Origin of the sequence: Streptomyces sp. NBC_00996 (assembly GCF_045162675.1) — a bacterium.
GTDB lineage: Bacteria > Actinomycetota > Actinomycetes > Streptomycetales > Streptomycetaceae > Streptomyces.
In genome coordinates this window covers 4,411,594-4,426,752 of sequence record NZ_CP108723.1, presented here as the reverse complement: position 1 = coordinate 4,426,752, position 15,159 = coordinate 4,411,594, and the positions used below count along the sequence as shown (strand labels likewise).

Annotated in this window: 15 protein-coding genes; 6 read left to right on the top strand and 9 right to left on the bottom strand. The window is 71.9% G+C overall.

Going from position 1 to position 15,159, the window contains the following annotated elements; genetic code table 11:
- Positions 1-41: 41 nt before the first annotated feature.
- Genes OG390_RS20815 through OG390_RS20800 form a run of 4 tightly spaced genes read right to left on the bottom strand, consistent with a single transcriptional unit; the run spans position 42 to position 3,368 of the window.
- Positions 42-974, bottom strand: a complete 933-nt coding sequence (locus OG390_RS20815; RefSeq protein ID WP_406169978.1) for an ABC transporter substrate-binding protein — start codon at positions 972-974, stop codon at positions 42-44.
- Between the two features lie 14 nt (positions 975-988).
- Complete coding sequence (locus tag OG390_RS20810) at positions 989-1,696, bottom strand: ABC transporter permease (RefSeq protein ID WP_406177777.1); 708 nt, start codon at positions 1,694-1,696, stop codon at positions 989-991.
- A complete protein-coding gene (locus OG390_RS20805) occupies positions 1,696-2,337 on the bottom strand; it encodes an ABC transporter permease (protein ID WP_406169976.1) in 642 nt (213 codons plus the stop codon). Before OG390_RS20805 ends, OG390_RS20810 begins: the two co-directional genes overlap by 1 nt.
- Positions 2,334-3,368 (bottom strand): ABC transporter ATP-binding protein, encoded by a 1,035-nt coding sequence (locus tag OG390_RS20800; RefSeq protein WP_406169974.1) that lies wholly within the window; start codon positions 3,366-3,368, stop codon positions 2,334-2,336. The genes OG390_RS20805 and OG390_RS20800 overlap by 4 nt, the downstream gene beginning before the upstream one ends.
- Before the next feature lie 142 nt (positions 3,369-3,510).
- Between OG390_RS20800 and OG390_RS20795 the strand changes: the two genes are divergently transcribed.
- The 3 genes from OG390_RS20795 to OG390_RS20785 all read left to right on the top strand — a co-directional run bounded on the left by OG390_RS20795 (position 3,511) and on the right by OG390_RS20785 (position 6,605).
- Complete coding sequence (locus tag OG390_RS20795) at positions 3,511-5,076, top strand: aromatic amino acid ammonia-lyase (RefSeq protein ID WP_406169972.1); 1,566 nt, start codon at positions 3,511-3,513, stop codon at positions 5,074-5,076.
- Positions 5,073-5,933: a MurR/RpiR family transcriptional regulator gene (locus tag OG390_RS20790; protein WP_406169970.1), complete on the top strand. Its 861-nt coding sequence runs from the start codon at positions 5,073-5,075 to the stop codon at positions 5,931-5,933. The genes OG390_RS20795 and OG390_RS20790 overlap by 4 nt, the downstream gene beginning before the upstream one ends.
- A gap of 102 nt (positions 5,934-6,035) precedes the next feature.
- Complete coding sequence (locus OG390_RS20785; RefSeq protein WP_406169968.1) at positions 6,036-6,605, top strand: hypothetical protein; 570 nt, start codon at positions 6,036-6,038, stop codon at positions 6,603-6,605.
- Positions 6,606-6,624: 19 nt separating this feature from the next.
- On the opposite strand, the gene OG390_RS20780 is transcribed toward OG390_RS20785, so the two are convergent.
- From OG390_RS20780 to OG390_RS20760, 5 genes are all read right to left on the bottom strand, one after another.
- A complete protein-coding gene (locus OG390_RS20780) occupies positions 6,625-6,999 on the bottom strand; it encodes a hypothetical protein (RefSeq protein ID WP_399087046.1) in 375 nt (124 codons plus the stop codon).
- A 16-nt stretch (positions 7,000-7,015) separates the two neighbouring features.
- A complete protein-coding gene (locus OG390_RS20775; RefSeq protein ID WP_406169966.1) occupies positions 7,016-7,525 on the bottom strand; it encodes a roadblock/LC7 domain-containing protein in 510 nt (169 codons plus the stop codon).
- A gap of 64 nt (positions 7,526-7,589) precedes the next feature.
- Positions 7,590-8,405, bottom strand: coding sequence for a hypothetical protein (locus OG390_RS20770; protein ID WP_406169964.1), 816 nt, complete (start codon positions 8,403-8,405; stop codon positions 7,590-7,592).
- Positions 8,402-8,800, bottom strand: a complete 399-nt coding sequence (locus tag OG390_RS20765; RefSeq protein WP_406169962.1) for a hypothetical protein — start codon at positions 8,798-8,800, stop codon at positions 8,402-8,404. The genes OG390_RS20770 and OG390_RS20765 overlap by 4 nt, the downstream gene beginning before the upstream one ends.
- A gap of 457 nt (positions 8,801-9,257) precedes the next feature.
- A complete protein-coding gene (locus tag OG390_RS20760; protein WP_406169960.1) occupies positions 9,258-10,712 on the bottom strand; it encodes a diaminopimelate decarboxylase in 1,455 nt (484 codons plus the stop codon).
- Between the two features lie 174 nt (positions 10,713-10,886).
- Between OG390_RS20760 and hutU the strand changes: the two genes are divergently transcribed.
- Genes hutU through OG390_RS20745 form a run of 3 tightly spaced genes read left to right on the top strand, consistent with a single transcriptional unit; the run spans position 10,887 to position 15,135 of the window.
- Positions 10,887-12,551 carry a urocanate hydratase gene (hutU, locus tag OG390_RS20755; RefSeq protein ID WP_406169958.1) on the top strand — a complete coding sequence of 555 codons (1,665 nt, stop codon included), beginning with the start codon at positions 10,887-10,889 and terminating at the stop codon, positions 12,549-12,551.
- Positions 12,548-13,777 carry an allantoate amidohydrolase gene (locus OG390_RS20750; RefSeq protein WP_406169956.1) on the top strand — a complete coding sequence of 410 codons (1,230 nt, stop codon included), beginning with the start codon at positions 12,548-12,550 and terminating at the stop codon, positions 13,775-13,777. The genes hutU and OG390_RS20750 overlap by 4 nt, the downstream gene beginning before the upstream one ends.
- Positions 13,774-15,135: a formimidoylglutamate deiminase gene (locus OG390_RS20745; protein ID WP_406169954.1), complete on the top strand. Its 1,362-nt coding sequence runs from the start codon at positions 13,774-13,776 to the stop codon at positions 15,133-15,135. The genes OG390_RS20750 and OG390_RS20745 overlap by 4 nt, the downstream gene beginning before the upstream one ends.
- Positions 15,136-15,159: the final 24 nt, after the last annotated feature.

Genomic DNA, 15,159 nt, shown 5'->3' with positions numbered 1-15,159 from the left:
GGACGGGCTGAAACACCTTGAACCGCCCGGCAGTTCGACGCTCACGCCGGCTCCTTCCCCTTCAGCCAAGCGTTCGCGACCTCGTCCGGGTCCTTCTTCTCCTTGTCCACCAGACGGTTGAGCTTGGTGAGTTCCTCGGAGGTGAGGACGTTGCCGAGGGTCGCGAGGGCCTTGCGGACCTTGGCGTCGGCCTTGCGGGAGGCGATGAGGGGGACGATGTGCTGGGAGGGGATCAGGTTGAGCGGGTCGGTGAGGACGACCCAGCCGTTGTCGGCCACGTCCACGTCCGTGGTGAAGACGTTCGCCACGTCGATGTCGCCCTTCTTCAGGGCGCCCTTGACGAGCGGGCCGGAGGAGTCGAGGGACTTGAACTCCTTGAACTCCACGCCGTAGCGGTCCTTGAGGCCCACGACGCCGACGACGCGCTTCTTCATCTCGGCCGCGGCGCCGAGGATCAGCTTGCCGTTGGCCTTGCGCAGGTCGGCAAGGGAGGTGAGGCCGTACTTGTCGGCGGTCTCCTTGGTGACGGCGAAGCTGTCGCGGTCCTCGGCGGCGGCGTACGGGAGGACTTCCAGGCCGCCGGGGAGGACGGTGGTCAGTGTGTTCTGCATCGCGCCCGCCTCCGTGTCCGTGGCCTTCTCGTCCAGGTAGAGGAGGAGGCTGCCCTGGTACTCGGGAAGCAGGTCGATGTCGCCGCCCTTGAGCGCGGGGACGACGATCTCGCGCGAGCCGAGGTTGGGGCGGACCTTCGTCTTGACGCCCGCGGCCTCCAGCACGCCCGCGTACAGGTAGCCGAGTATCTGGTTCTCGGTGAAGTTGGCGGTGCCGATGGTCACGCCGCCGGCGCTCGATCCGGAGCCGCCGCCGTTACCGCTGCCGGAGCCGTCGAGCGAGGTGATGCCGCTGCCGCAGGCGGCGAGGGCGGGGACGGAGGCGGCGGCGAAGAGGCCGCCGAGCAGAGTCCTACGGTTCATGGTTCTTCGGCTCCTCAGTGGGCTGCGGTACGGCGATGGGGGTCCCGCCCGCTCGAGCGCAGTCGAGAGTGGGGGAGGAACAGGTAGCGCTGGAGTCCGGCCAGCGCCAGGTCGAGCACGACGGCGACGATCGCGACCAGGGCCGCGCCGCCGAGGACCTGGACCAGGTCGCGCTGGGCCAGGCCGTCGAAGACGTACCGGCCCAGGCCGCCGAAGCTGACGTACGCGGCGATCGTGGCGGTGGACACCACCTGGATCAGGGAGAGCCGCAGGCCCGTCATGATCAAGGGGAGGGCCAGCGGGATCTCCACCTGGAACAGGACCTGGTGGCCTCGCATGCCCTGGCCGCGCGCCGCGTCCTTCACCTCGGGGTCCACGGCGCTCATGCCCGCATAGGTGTTGGTGACGATGGCCGGTACGGCGAGGACGACGAGGGCCACATACACCGACCACAGGGACAGGCCGCTGATCAGGAAGACCAGGACCACCAGACCGACGGTGGGGAGCGCGCGGCCGAACGACGAGAGGTTGATGGCCAGGAACGCGCCCTTGCCGGTGTGGCCGATCAGCAGGCCCAGCGGGAGCGCGATGGCGGCGGCTATGAGGGTGGCGAAGAGGGAGTACTCCAGGTGCTCGGCAATGCGGTGCGCTATGCCGTCCGTGCCGGCCCACTGGTCGCCGCTGACCAGCCACTTGCCGAGGTTCTTGAAGAGTTCGTACATCAGGCTCGCCGCCTCGTCCACGGGGTGAGTACGTACTGGATCGCGACCAGCAGCGCGTCCGCGACCAGGGCCAGCAGCAGGGTCAGTGCGACACCGGCGATGACCGGGGTCGGGAAGTTGCGCTGGAAGCCGTCGGTGAAGAGCTGGCCGAGGCCGCCGTCGCCGATGTAGGTCGCCACGGAGACCAGGGAGATCGACATGACCGTGGCGATCCGGACGCCAGCCATGATCACCGGGAGGGCGAGGGGGAGTTCGACGGTCAGGAGGGTGCGCAGGGGGCGCGTGCCCATCGCCTTCGCGGCTTCCGTCGTCTTGGCCGGGACCGAGTCGAGGCCCTCGACCGTGTTGCGCAGGAGGACGACCAGGGAGTAGATCGTCAGGCCGATGACCGTGGTGGTGCGGGTCAGGCCGGACACCGGCAGCAGGAGGACGAAGATCGCGATCGACGGGATCGTGAACAGGACGTTCGAGAGGCCGAGGAGGAAGCCGCGCAGGGGGCGGACCCGGTGGGCGACGACGGCCAGGGGGAGGGAGATCAGCAGGCCGAAGAAGACCGCCGAGAGCGCGGCCTGGAGGTGGGAGAGGGTGAGCGTGGTGAGGTCGTCCGTGTGGTCGCCTATCCACGACCAGTCGATGGTCATGCGGGCACGCTCGCTTCCGTGTGGGCGCGGCCCGCGTGCTCGTGGATGTCGTCCCGGGACGAGACACCGGTGAGCACGCCGGCCGCGTCGACCCGGGCCACCAGGCCGGTGGGTGAGGCGATCGACTCGTTGAGGGCCGCCAGCAGGGAGTCGGTGTCCTTCAGGGCCCGCAGGGGGAGCTCGGCTTCCTTCGACGCCCAGTGCAGCGGCTTGCGGGCCTCGTCCAGTACGAGGGTCCAGGCGCCGCCCTCGGGGGCCGGGCCCTGCGGCAGGTCCGCGAGGGACTCCAGCGAGAGCAGCTTGAGGCCGCGCTCGGTGCCGAGGAAGTCCGCCACGAAGTCGTCCGCCGGGTGGGCCAGCAGCTTCGCGGGCGTCGCGCACTGCACCAGGTGGCCGCCGGTGCGGAAGATCGCGATCTGGTCGCCGAGCCGGACCGCCTCGTCGATGTCGTGCGTGACGAAGACGATGGTCTTGCTCAGATCCTTCTGGAGTCGCAGCAGCTCGTCCTGGAGCTGGGTGCGCACGACCGGGTCGACGGCGCCGAAGGGCTCGTCCATGAGGAGGACGGGCGGGTCGGCGGCGAGCGCGCGGGCGACGCCGACGCGCTGCTGCTGGCCGCCGGAGAGCTGGTGCGGGTACCGCTTGCCCGCGTCGGCGGCGAGGCCGACGGTCTCCAGGAGCTCGGCCGCCCTGGCCCGCGCCTTCTTGCGGCCCCAGCCGAGGAGCAGCGGCACGGTGGCGATGTTGTCGAGCACCGTGCGGTGCGGGAAGAGCCCCGACTGCTGGATGACGTAACCGATGGAGCGGCGCAGCTCGGCCGCGTCCTGCTCCAGGACGTCCTTGCCACCGACGCGGATGGTTCCGGAGGTCGGGTCGACCATCCGGTTGATCATCCGGAGGGTGGTGGTCTTACCGCAACCGGAAGATCCGACGAGGACGGTCACGCCGCCTTCCGGCATCTCCAGGGAGAGGTCGTGGACTGCGGTGGTGCCGTTGGGGAAGCGCTTGTGGACCGTGTCGAACTGGATCATGAGGTGTCCCTTGCCCGGTCTGCATATCGTCATGCAGAGTTCTCTGTACCTGAATAGGTTGTCAACGGTCCCGCGTTAATCGCTCGTTACTTATGACCACCAGGCAAGATCCAATATCCGTGTTGAGGGGAGTTTGGGCTTTATGTCGTCTCAGGATGTGGATACGCCGAGTGCGGTGTCGGCGGGCCTCGTGGTTCTGGACGGGGTCGGCACCGGCGTCACCGATGTCGTGCGCCTCGCCGACGGGACCGCGCGGCCGGTCCCCGGCACCGACGCGATGAAGCGCGTCGAGGAATCCTGGGACGCGGCCCGGCAGATCGCCGCGACGGGCCGCGTCTACGGCCGGTCCACCGGCGTCGGCGCCAACCGGAACGAGGACGTGCCGACCGAGGCCGCCGCCGAACACGGCCTGCGCCTGCTGCGCAGCCACGCGGGCGCCATCGGTGAGGAACTCCCGGCCCGCCAGGTCCGCGCCATGCTCGCCGTCCGCGCCAACCAGCTCCTCGCCGGCGGAGCGGGGCTGCGGCCCACCGTCGTCACGGCGCTGTGCGAAGCGCTGGAGACGGGCGCGTATCCCGTCGTGAACGAGTTCGGGTCCGTGGGCACGGGCGACATCGCGGCGCTCGCGCAAGTGGGGCTCGCGCTGGTGGGCGAGCATCCCTGGCGGCGCCCGGAGGGCGGACACTCCATCGAGGACCTCGTCCTGGAGGGTGGGCGCTCCCCGCAGGACCTCTCCCCGGCCCCCCAGCCCCTGGACAACAACGACGCCCTGGCGCTCATCAGCAGCAACGCGCTCACGCTCGGACAGGCCGCGCTCGCGCTGCACGAACTGCGCGGGCTGATCGGGGCCACCCAGGTCGTGGCCGCGCTGTCGCTGCTGGCCGTCGACGGGTCGCACGAGGCGTACGCGGCGCCCGTGCACGCCGCTCGCCCGCACCAAGGGTCGGTCGAAGTGGCGCGGCGGATGCGGGAGTTGATCGGCGCGGCCGACCGGCCGACGCCGCCGCTCGGACGGATCCAGGACCCGTACGGCTTCCGGTGCGTCCCACAGATCCACGGACCCGCGCACGACGCGGCGGACGCGCTGGAGGCGGTCCTCACGGTGGAGATCAACGCCGCCGCCGAGAACCCCCTCATCTCGCCCGAGGACATGGCCGCGTACCACCACGGCGGCTTCTACCAGGCCCAACTCGCCCTGGCCCTGGACCACTTCAGGCTCGCCGTCACCCAGGTCGCCCGTCTGTCGACCTCCCGTCTCTCCACCCTGAACGAGCCCGCCTACACCCGGCTGCGCCCCTTCCTCGCCGACCACGAGCCCGCGTCCTCCGGCGTGATGATCCTGGAGTACGCCGCCGGGGCCGCCCTCGGCGATCTGCGGGCCTTCTCCGCGCCCGCCTCGCTCGGCCACGCTGTACTCTCCCGGGGCGTCGAGGAGCAGGCGAGCTTCGCCTCGCTCGCGGCGCGTCAGACACTGCGGGCGTGCGGTGCGTACCGTCTCGTCGTCGGCTGTGAGCTGGTCGCCGCCGTACGGGCGCTGCGCCAGCGCGACCTGCGGCCCGAGCCGGAGCTGCCGGTGGGCCGCGCGCTGGAGCTGGCCGAGTCGGTGCTCGAACCGGACCAGGCCGACCGGCCGCTCACGGACGATGTGACGGCGGCGGCCGCACTGCTGGACCGTTTCACGGAGATCTGGAGGGGGAGCACGTCATGAGCGTGGACAGGGATATGAACGTGACGGACAGTCCTGCCGCACGGCTGCAGGCGCTCTTCGAGGGGCACCGGCTCACGCCGACCCAGCGGCGCATCGCGCACAGCATGGTGCGCAGCGCCGCCGATGTGCCGTTCCTGTCCAGCGTCGAGCTGGCCGAGCTCGCCGGGGTGAGCCAGCCGTCGGTCACCCGCTTCGCGGTCGCCCTCGGCTTCGACGGCTACCCGGCGCTGCGCAAGCACCTGCGCGAGGTCGCGCCTGCGGAGCAGACGGTGGATTCGGGGTCGTACAACGAGTACCAGCAGGCCGTCGAGGCCGAGATCGAGAACCTGAAGCGTCTCGCGGAGGTGCTCGCCGACCCGCGCCCGGTCGCGAGGGCGGGCCGCCTGCTCGCCGCCTCCCGCCCGCTCCCGGTGCTCGGCCTGCGGGCTGCCGCCTCCCAGGCGTACGGCTTCGCGTACTTCGCCGCCAAGGTCCACCCCGACGTGCGGCTGCTGCACGAGGGCGGAACGATGCTCCAGGACCGCATCGACGCGGCGGTCAAGGCCGGAGCGACGGCGCTGCTGTGCTTCGCGCTGCCGCGGCATCCGCGCGAGGTCGTGGACTCCCTCGCCTACGCGAAGGAGGCCGGGCTGACCGTCGTCACGGTCGCCGACTCCGCCTTCGCGCCGGTCGCCAAGGTGTCGGACCTGCTGCTCCCTGCCGCCGTCGGCACCGGCCTCGCCTTCGACACGGCCTGCGCCCCGATGCTGCTGGGCCGTGTCCTCCTGGAGGCGATGTGCGACGACCTGCCGGACGCGCAGGCCCGGTTGGAGCAGTTCGACACGCGGGCCGCGGCGCGGGGCCTGTTCGTGGAGTAGTCACGGTTTGGTGGAGTACCCGTGCCTTCTCAGATTCGTCTCACCTTCCCTGACTAGCCTGCGCGGCCAAAGGGGCTGAACGGTGAGCCGAGGAGGCGGATCGTGGCGCGCGGAGGGCAGGGGCTGGCCCGGGTGGCCGTCGTCGTGCGGGCGGGAGCCGCACCGCTGTGGTGGTGCGGGGTGTTCGCGACCGGGATCGGGGTGCTGATCCCGGGGGTGACCGGGCGCCGGATCGGGGTCATGGCAGGGGCGGCGCTGTTCATCGTCGCGGCCGCCGCGGTGGCGTACTGGCGCCGCAAGCGGTACGCCGTCCTGGTCCGCTCCGCCGCCCGGGCCGGCAAGCACGACGTCCTCCAGGACCGCGCCGTGACGGTACGCAACTGGCGCCGGGGCCACCGCTGGTGGCTCCTGGCCGCCTTTGTGGCCGCGCTGGGCAGCTCGTTCGTGGTGCCCGCCGCGGGCGGCATGCTGCTCGCCGGCGCGGGCATCGGCCTGTGGCTGAAGGCCGGCTGGCTCGGGCGCCGCGAACGCACCGAGCAGGCCCTGATCTGGGTGCGCGTCGACTGGCTCGGCAGGGGCGCGGGCGCCCCCGCGGGCAAGCCGGTCAAGGCCTGCCGGGCCACCGGCGTCGCGGCGGGCGACGCCGCGCCCGGCGGAGCGCGGCGCCGCTGACCGTGTCGAAGCGGACTCGCTACACCTCCAGGTCCGCCTCGATCTTCTTCAGCTGGTGCCGGGCCATCGCCAGGTTGGACCGCTTCTGGTCGAGCACCAGGTACAGGAAGAGGCCGTTGCCGCCGCGGCCCTTGAGCAACCGGATCAGGTGGTACTGGTCGGACAGCGTGATCAGGATGTCCTCGATCTCGCCCTTCAGACCGAGGTGCTCCATGGTGCGCAGCTTGGCCCGTACGACGTCGGTGTTGCCGGCCGCCGCGACGGTGAGGTCGAAGCCCTTGCTGCCGCCGATCGTGCCCAGCGCCATTCCGCTGGTGTAGTCGACGAGGGCGGCTCCGGTCGCGCCCTCGATGGATGCGAGCGCCTCTTTCAGCGCGGTTTCGGTATTGGCCATGGTGCTGTGATTCCTTTCAGCTTTCCGATGTGGTCGGGGTGTTGGGGGTAGGGGTGGTGCGCGCGGCTGCCGAGCCGCGGGCCGTACGGGTCCGCGAAGTGCTGGAGGCGGTCTTCGTGGATGCCCTGGTTGGTGCGGTCGGTTCACCACGGGCCGTCGCGGTGTCCACGAGCTCCCCGATCCGGGTGCCGGAGCGGCGCCCCTCCAGATGGAGCCGGCCGACGTTGACCCGGTCCTGGGCGAGCAGCGTCAGCACGGCGGAGGTACCCGCCGCATACGTCGCCACATAGCCGTGGACGCCGCGCACCAGCAGCTCGCGGAAGTCGCCCTGTCCGGTGGCGTCCGCCATCCGCACGGCGACGCCCAGGGCGGCCGCGGTGAGTGCGGCCAGGCCCTCCGGCTCCACGCCTGGGGTGTCCTGGGCGAGGACGAGACCGTCGACGCTGGCCGCGAGGGCTCCGGTCAGCTGGGGCACTCGGGCCCTCAACCGGTGCAGTTCGTCGAGGACTTCGGGCTCCGCCGCCATCAGCAGTCTCCTCTCGGCACGCTGTCGCAGCGCGCGGATCACAAGGCCTCCCGCGGGTCGTGGCTCACAGGGCCTCCAGCGCGTCTCGCAGCCGCCGCAGCAGAGCCACGTCGGGATCGTCGGAGGGCTGCGTGAGCACACTGGGCACGGGAGGCGGCTGCGCCGGGGGCGCCGCCGTCACGAGCCCGGCGGCGGCCAGTCGGCGCAGGTCGACCAGGGTGTGGAACGCGGGCCGTCCCAGCGCGAGCGAGACATCCGCCGCGGTGCGCACGCCGTCCAGCCGGCCGAGCACGGCTTCCTGCCGCAGCGGGACCGACGGCCCGGCGGCCAGTCGGGAGCGCACCAACGGCGCGGTGTCCGTCGCCGGGTCGGGCCAGATGCGGTGCAGCAGCTCGCGGCGGCGCACGGTCTCGCGCTCCAGCGCGGCCACCGGCACGGGGCGGACGGGGCCGAGCCAGTGCGCGGCCCCGTACCGGAAGCGGGTCGGGGTGCTGCTCGGCCCGAGCGCGAAGTACGCCGCGTCGTACAGCGAGCCGAGGTGGCACAGCTCCAGCGCGCCCTTGGCGATCCGGCCGCTGTCGACCAGGAAGCGGCCGACCCGGCGGCGTGCCCCGGCCGCGGCGACGGCCTCCCGCCACACCTCGGCGTCCAGCACCCCGCGGGCGGCGAACAGCTCGTCGAGCCCTGGTGTGGCGGGGCTCTCGGCGTGCACCACGTCGCCGTCGGCGAGGTAGAGCGTGCCGCGCTCGCGGATGAGGACGCCGGTGGCCCGTTCGGCGGCGAGCCGGCTGAGCATCGGCGAGACGCCCGTACCGGGGGTGTCCGCCGCTCTGTCCCGTACGGGCAGCTTGGGCGGGGGAGGCGTCCTGACCGTCGTCATCCCAGCACCAGCCGTCCGGCCATCTCGCCGAGCCGGATGCGGGCCAGCGCGAGATTGCCGTCCGCGCGGGCCATCCACAGGTGCAGGAACACACTGCTGTCGAAGGTGGTCCGCACGAACCGCAGCAGGTGGTAGCTGTCGCGATTGCTGATGATCAGGTCCTCGACGGGTGTCTCCTGCTCGGACCAGTCGGAGCCGTCGGCCGGGGCGAACGCCTGGTGCTCCGCGGCCAGCCGGGCCAGCTCCGCGGCCTCCGCCGCGGTCGTCTCGTGGTCACCGCCCGGCGCGTCCCCGACAGTGCCCAGGGCCAGGCCGCTGGTCCAGTCGACCACCGCGGCACCCCGGGCACCTGGCAGTGTCATGGCTTCCAGTAGGCACTCGTCGATTCCGGGCACCGTGTTTCCCCTCCCGCCAAGGGTTCGGCCGAGTGACGCCGAAGTTACGCAACGTGTGCACGGGGGGTGAGGGATCTGGCATTTTCATGTGGAACATGCCCGGGCTGACTAAGGTGGGTCAACTGACCATATTTTCCAGCCGGCTGAATCCACCCCGGAGACCTTTCCGGGGGCGCGCGCGGGTGCGCCGGCGCGCACGGTGGCGTGGTGCGGCGCTGGTGACGGTGCGAGCGCGCACCGGGTGGCGGCGTGAGCGTGCACCCGGTGACGGTGAGAGCGTGCACCCGGTGACGGTGAGAGCGTGCGCCGGGTGGCGGCGTGAGCGTGCACCCGGTGACGGCGTGAGCGTGCACCCGGTGACGGCGTGAGCGTGCACCCGGTGACGGTGAGAGCGTGCACCCGGTGGCGGCGTGCGCGTGCGCCGGGTGGCGGCGTGAGTCTGCACCCGGTCGCGGGCCTAAAGCTCCGTGAGCGCCGACGGCTGCGCCCCTCCCGACTCCGCGACGATCTCGTCGAGAGTCTGCGGCTCCCGTACGACCGCGAAGCGCACCCCACCCTCTCCGTCCGGCGCGAAGCCGTAAATGCCCGGCCGGGCAAGGGAGTTGTATGCGTAGTGGTGGGCGAAGTAGTACGCGCCCGTGTCCAGCGCGGCAGCGTAGTCGCCCTGTTCGAGCAACGGCAGCACGCGCCCCTCGGCGAGGAGGTCGCCCGCGAAGCAGGCGGGGCCCGCGATGTCCTGGACGACGTCCGGCCCCGCCTTGGGGCGGCCCTTCGCGTCGTACGCGGCGATCCGCAACGGCCACGACGCGGGCGCGTACACCGTGCGGGCCGCCACCTGCACCCCGGCATGCGTGACCGCGACCGCCCGGCCCCCGGCGGACTTCGTGTACTCGACCCGCGCGAGCACCGTCCCGTGCTTGGCGAGCAGCGACCGCCCGAACTCGGTGACCAGTCCGTACCGCCCGTCGAAGAGCCCGGGCACCACCTCGGCGAGCAGCCGTGCGTACTGCGCGTATGTCGGGGCCGTCGCCTCGGAGCCGAAGTTCACCGGCAGCCCGCCGCCCAGGTCGATCGTGTCGATCTGCCGCCGCCCGATGCGCCGGTTGATCTCCTCCGCCAGCGCGTACGTCTCCGCCACGCCCTGCGCCATCAGCGACAGTGGGATGCCCTGAGACCCGGTGTGCGCGTGCAGGCGGGTTAGCCACGGCCGGTCGGCGTACGCCCCGACGATCCACTCGCGGGCGCCCTCGTCCCGCAGCGCGACCCCGAACTTCGAGGTCGCCGTGGCGGTGGACAGTGCCTCGATGGAACCCCCGCCGACCTGCGGGTTCACCCGGATTCCGAGGGGAGAGCGGGTGCTCGTGGACCGCATCAGGCCGTCGATGCGGTCCAGCTCCTGCGGATTGTCCGCGTTGACCGCGATGCCCAGTGCCAGCGCCTCGCGCAGGTCGGCGGAAGTCTTGGCGGGGGAGTCGAGCACGATGTGCGTCGGCGGCACTTGGGCCGTCCGCGCGAGCGCCAGTTCTCCGGGGCTCGCCACCTCCGCGCCGATGCCCTGCTCGTGCAGCAGCCGCAGTACGGGTACGAGGGGGGTCGCCTTCACCGCGAAGGCGTGCAGCACCGGGGTGCCGGGAGCGGCCACCGAGCCGAAGGCGGCTCGCAGCGCCGCCGCCGAGGCCCGGATGCCGGGGACGTCGAGGAGCGCGACGATGGGGGTTCCAGGTCCGAGAAGTCCCTGCTCCACGGCGGCCCGGACGGCTTCGTCGCGCCGGATGGCGCGGTGGGGGTCCGGCTCACCGCCGGCGTCGGATGCGCTGCCGGACCCATAGCCGACTCCGCCGCCGGGAAACGCCGTCGTCGCATCCACGCCGTCGCCCACCGGATCCCCTGTCCTGTCCCTGTCTGCGCCCATACATCCCAGCCAAACACCCACGACGTGCCCGCGCTGGGCCATGCGCCTATTGACTAGCTCTATTCAAGAAGTCAGGATGTGAATATCCACTGCAACAGTCCGCTGGAGCAGTCCGCTGGAGCAGTCCGCTGGAGCAGTCCGCAGAGCCGGAACAGTCCGCATAGGAGGCAGACCATGTCAGGACCCCGCCCCGTACGAGCGCCGCGCGGTACGGAACTGAGTGCCCTGGGATGGCAGCAGGAAGCCGCCCTGCGGATGCTGCAGAACAACCTCGACCCCGAGGTCGCCGAGCACCCCGACAAGCTCGTCGTCTACGGCGGCACCGGCAAGGCCGCCCGCGACTGGCGCTCCTTCGACGCGATGGTCCGCACGCTGCAGACCCTGAAGCAGGACGAGACGATGCTCGTCCAGTCCGGCCGCCCCGTCGGCGTCATGCAGACCCACGAGTGGGCCCCGCGCGTCCTCATCGCCAACTCCAACCTCGTCGGCGACTGGGCGAACTGGGAGGAGTTCCGGCGCCTCGAGCAGCTGGGCCTGACCATGTACGGCCAGATGACGGCCGGTTCCTGGATCTACATCGGCACCCAGGGCATCCTCCAGGGCACGTACGAGACCTTCGCCGCCGTCGCCGCGAAGAAGTTCAACGGCACGCTCGCGGGCACGATCACGCTGACCGCCGGTCTCGGTGGCATGGGTGGCGCCCAGCCGCTCGCCGTGACGATGAACGACGGCGTCGCGATCTGCATCGACTGCGACCCGCGCGCCATCGAGCGCCGCATCGAGCACCGCTACCTCGACGTGAAGGCCGACTCCCTGGAGCACGCGCTCCAGCTGGCCACCGAGGCCCGCGACCAGCGCAAGCCGCTCTCCATCGGTCTGCTCGGCAACGCCGCCGACCTGCTGCCGCGGATGCTCGCCGAGGGCGCGCCCATCGACATCGTGACCGACCAGACCTCGGCCCACGACCCGCTCGCCTACCTCCCCGTCGGCGTCGATTTCGACGACATGGCCGACGCGGCCGCCAAGGACCCGGCGGGCTTCACCACCCGCGCCCGCGAGTCCATGGCCCAGCACGTCGAGGCCATGGTCGGCTTCATGGACGCCGGTGCCGAGGTCTTCGACTACGGCAACTCGATCCGCGGTGAGGCCCAGCTCGCCGGCTACGACCGTGCCTTCGCCTTCCCCGGCTTCGTCCCCGCCTACATCCGCCCCCTCTTCTGCGAGGGCAAGGGCCCCTTCCGCTGGGCGGCGCTCTCCGGTGACGCGCAGGACATCGCCAAGACCGACAAGGCGATCCTCGAGCTCTTCCCGGAGAACGAGTCCCTGCACCGCTGGATCAAGATGGCGGGTGAGCGCGTCCACTTCCAGGGCCTGCCCGCCCGTATCTGCTGGCTCGGCTACGGCGAGCGCGACAAGGCCGGCGAGCGCTTCAACGACATGGTGGCCTCCGGCGAGCTGGCGGCTCCCCTCGCCATCGGTCGCGACCACCTCGACTGCGGGTCCGTCGCCTCGCCGTACCGTGAGACGGAGGCCATGCTCGACGGTTCCGACGCGATCGCCGACTGGCCGCTGCTGAACGCCATGGTGAACGTGGCCTCGGGCGCGTCCTGGGTCTCCATCCACCACGGTGGTGGCGTCGGTATGGGCCGGTCCATCCACGCGGGTCAGGTGTCCGTCGCCGACGGAACCAAGCTCGCCGGCGAGAAGATCCGTCGCGTGCTCACGAATGACCCCGGCATGGGTGTCATCCGCCACGTGGACGCCGGGTACGACATCGCCGAGTCCGTCGCCGACGAGCGTGGCGTGCGGGTGCCGATGCGCGAGGGTGGCGAGGCGTGACCTTCCACAGCATGTGGGCGGAGCTGCTGCCGGTCGGCCGCAGCTCCGCCTCCGGGGGATACCGCCGGTTCGCCTGGACCGGGGCCGACGCCGACTGCCGGGCCTGGTTCCGTGCGCAGGCCGAGGCCCGGGGGCTCACCTACGAGGTGGACCGGAACGGGAATCAGTGGGCCTGGCTGGGGGACCCCGCGGAGGGGGACGCCGTTGTCACCGGGTCGCACCTGGACTCCGTGCCGGACGGCGGGGCGTTCGACGGACCCCTCGGGGTCGTGTCGTCCTTCGCCGCGCTGGACGAACTGCGCGCCCGCCATGTGAAGTTCACCCGGCCCCTCGCCCTCGTGAACTTCGGTGACGAGGAGGGCGCCCGGTTCGGGCTGGCGTGCGTCGGGTCGCGGCTCGCCGCGGGGCAGCTCACCGTCGAGCAGGCGCACCGGCTGACGGACGCGGACGGGATCACGCTGCCGCAGGCCATGGAGCGGGCCGGGTACGACCCCGACATCATCGGGCCGGACCCCGAGCGGCTCGCCCGCATCGGTGCCTTCGTCGAGCTGCACGTCGAGCAGGGGCGCGCCCTCGACCTCAGCGGCGACCAGGTCGGCATCGCCAGTGCCATCTGGCCGCACGGCCGCTGGCGGTTCGACTTCCGGGGCGAGGCCAACCACGCGGGCACCACCCGACTGGTGGACCGCCGGGACCCGATGCTGTCGTACGCCGAGACCGTGCTCGCCGCCCGCCGCGAAGCCCGACTCGCGGGCGCCGTCGCCACCTTCGGCAAGATCTCCGTCGAGCCGAACGGCGTGAACGCCATCCCCTCCCTCGTCCGCGGCTGGCTCGACTCCCGCGCCGCCGACCAGGCGACCCTCGACACGGTCGTCAACGGCGTCGAGGAGGCGGCCCGCGAGTACGCGAAGGCACACGGCGTCGAACTCGACGTCGTACGTGAGTCGTTCACCCCTGTCGTGGAGTTCGAGCACGCCCTGCGCGACGAGCTCGCCCGCATCCTGGGCAAGGACGTGGAAGGGGCCGCGGGACTCACGGTCCCCGTCCTGGGTACCGGTGCGGGACACGACGCCGGAATCCTCTCCGGCACCGTCCCGACCGCCATGCTGTTCGTACGCAACCCCACGGGTGTCTCGCACTCCCCGGCCGAGTACGCCGCCGAGGACGACTGCGAGGCCGGGGTGACCGCACTCGCCGACGTAGTCGAAGGGCTGGCCTGCAGGTGACGACGCAGACGTACTGGCTGGAGCACGCCCGGCTCGACACCCACGTCGAGCAGGGCGTCGCCCTGACCGTGTCCACAGGCGGCTCCGCCGCGGGGGAAGACGGCCGCATCACCGCCGTCCGTACCGGGCTCGACAGCCCGCCCCCCGGCGCCGAGATCCTCCGCGGACTCACCCTCCCCGGGCTCGCCAATGCCCACTCGCACGCCTTCCACCGCGCCCTGCGCGGCACCGTCCAGGTCGGCTCCGGCACCTTCTGGACGTGGCGCGAGATCATGTACTCCGTCGCGGACCGGCTGACCCCGGACACCTACCACGCGCTCGCCCGCGCGGTGTACGCGGAGATGGCGCTCGCGGGCGTCACGGCCGTCGGCGAGTTCCACTACGTGCACCACGCTCCGGGCGGCACCGCGTACGCCGACCCGAACGCGATGGGCGAGGCGCTCATCGCCGCCGCCGCCGATGCCGGGATCCGGATCACCCTCCTCGACACCGCCTATCTGTCCTCCGGGTTCGGGCAGCCCCCGAACCCGCACCAACTCCGCTTCTCCGACGGCACGGCCGACGCCTGGGCGGAACGCTGTTCAGTTCTCAAGGACCGGGATCACGCACGGATCGGTGCGGCGATTCACTCGGTGCGGGCCGTGCCCGCCGGGCAGCTGGCGACGGTCGCGCGATGGGCCGAGGAGCGGCGGGCCCCGCTGCATGTACACCTGTCCGAGCAGACGGCGGAGAACGACGCCTGCCAGGAGACGCACGGCTGCACGCCCACGCGGCTGCTCGCCGACCACGGTGTCCTCGGCCCGCGTACCACCGGTGTCCACAACACGCACCTCACGGACGAGGACATCGCCCTGATCGGCGGCTCGGGGACCGGCACCTGCATGTGCCCCACCACCGAGCGCGACCTCGCCGATGGCATCGGACCCGCCGTCGCCCTCCAGCGAGCGGGCTCGCCCCTCTCCCTGGGCTCCGACAGCCACGCCGTCATCGACCTCCTCGAAGAGGCCCGCGCGATGGAGCTGAACGAGCGGCTGCGCACCCGCACCCGCGGTCACTGGACGGCGGCTGCCCTCCTGCGTGCCGCCTCCGCGGACGGCCACGCGGCCCTGGGCTGGGACGGCGCGGGCATCCTGGAGACGGGTGCGCTCGCCGACTTCACGACGATCGCCCTCGACTCGGTCAGAACCGCGGGACCGCTGCCGCGCCTCGGTGCCGAGACGGCCGTATTCGCCGCGACGGCGGCCGACGTACGTCACACGGTCGTGGGCGGCCGGCACGTCGTACGAGACGGTGCGCACACCCTCGTCCCCCATGTGCCGACAGCCCTCGCCGACGCCATCGACGCCCTGCGCGCCTGACGCCCACCGCCGGTTCCGCCACCC

Excerpts from the sequence above, each read along its gene's own strand:
- OG390_RS20815 (WP_406169978.1), bottom strand. The coding sequence starts at position 974 with ATGAACCGTAGGACTCTGCTCGGCGGCCTCTTCGCCGCCGCCTCCGTC.
- OG390_RS20810 (WP_406177777.1), bottom strand. The coding sequence starts at position 1,696 with ATGTACGAACTCTTCAAGAACCTCGGCAAGTGGCTGGTCAGCGGCGAC.
- OG390_RS20805 (WP_406169976.1), bottom strand. The coding sequence starts at position 2,337 with ATGACCATCGACTGGTCGTGGATAGGCGACCACACGGACGACCTCACC.
- OG390_RS20800 (WP_406169974.1), bottom strand. The coding sequence starts at position 3,368 with ATGATCCAGTTCGACACGGTCCACAAGCGCTTCCCCAACGGCACCACC.
- OG390_RS20795 (WP_406169972.1), top strand. The coding sequence starts at position 3,511 with ATGTCGTCTCAGGATGTGGATACGCCGAGTGCGGTGTCGGCGGGCCTC.
- OG390_RS20790 (WP_406169970.1), top strand. The coding sequence starts at position 5,073 with ATGAGCGTGGACAGGGATATGAACGTGACGGACAGTCCTGCCGCACGG.
- OG390_RS20780 (WP_399087046.1), bottom strand. The coding sequence starts at position 6,999 with ATGGCCAATACCGAAACCGCGCTGAAAGAGGCGCTCGCATCCATCGAG.
- OG390_RS20775 (WP_406169966.1), bottom strand. The coding sequence starts at position 7,525 with ATGGCGGCGGAGCCCGAAGTCCTCGACGAACTGCACCGGTTGAGGGCC.
- OG390_RS20770 (WP_406169964.1), bottom strand. The coding sequence starts at position 8,405 with ATGACGACGGTCAGGACGCCTCCCCCGCCCAAGCTGCCCGTACGGGAC.
- OG390_RS20760 (WP_406169960.1), bottom strand. The coding sequence starts at position 10,712 with ATGGGCGCAGACAGGGACAGGACAGGGGATCCGGTGGGCGACGGCGTG.
- hutU (WP_406169958.1), top strand. The coding sequence starts at position 10,887 with ATGTCAGGACCCCGCCCCGTACGAGCGCCGCGCGGTACGGAACTGAGT.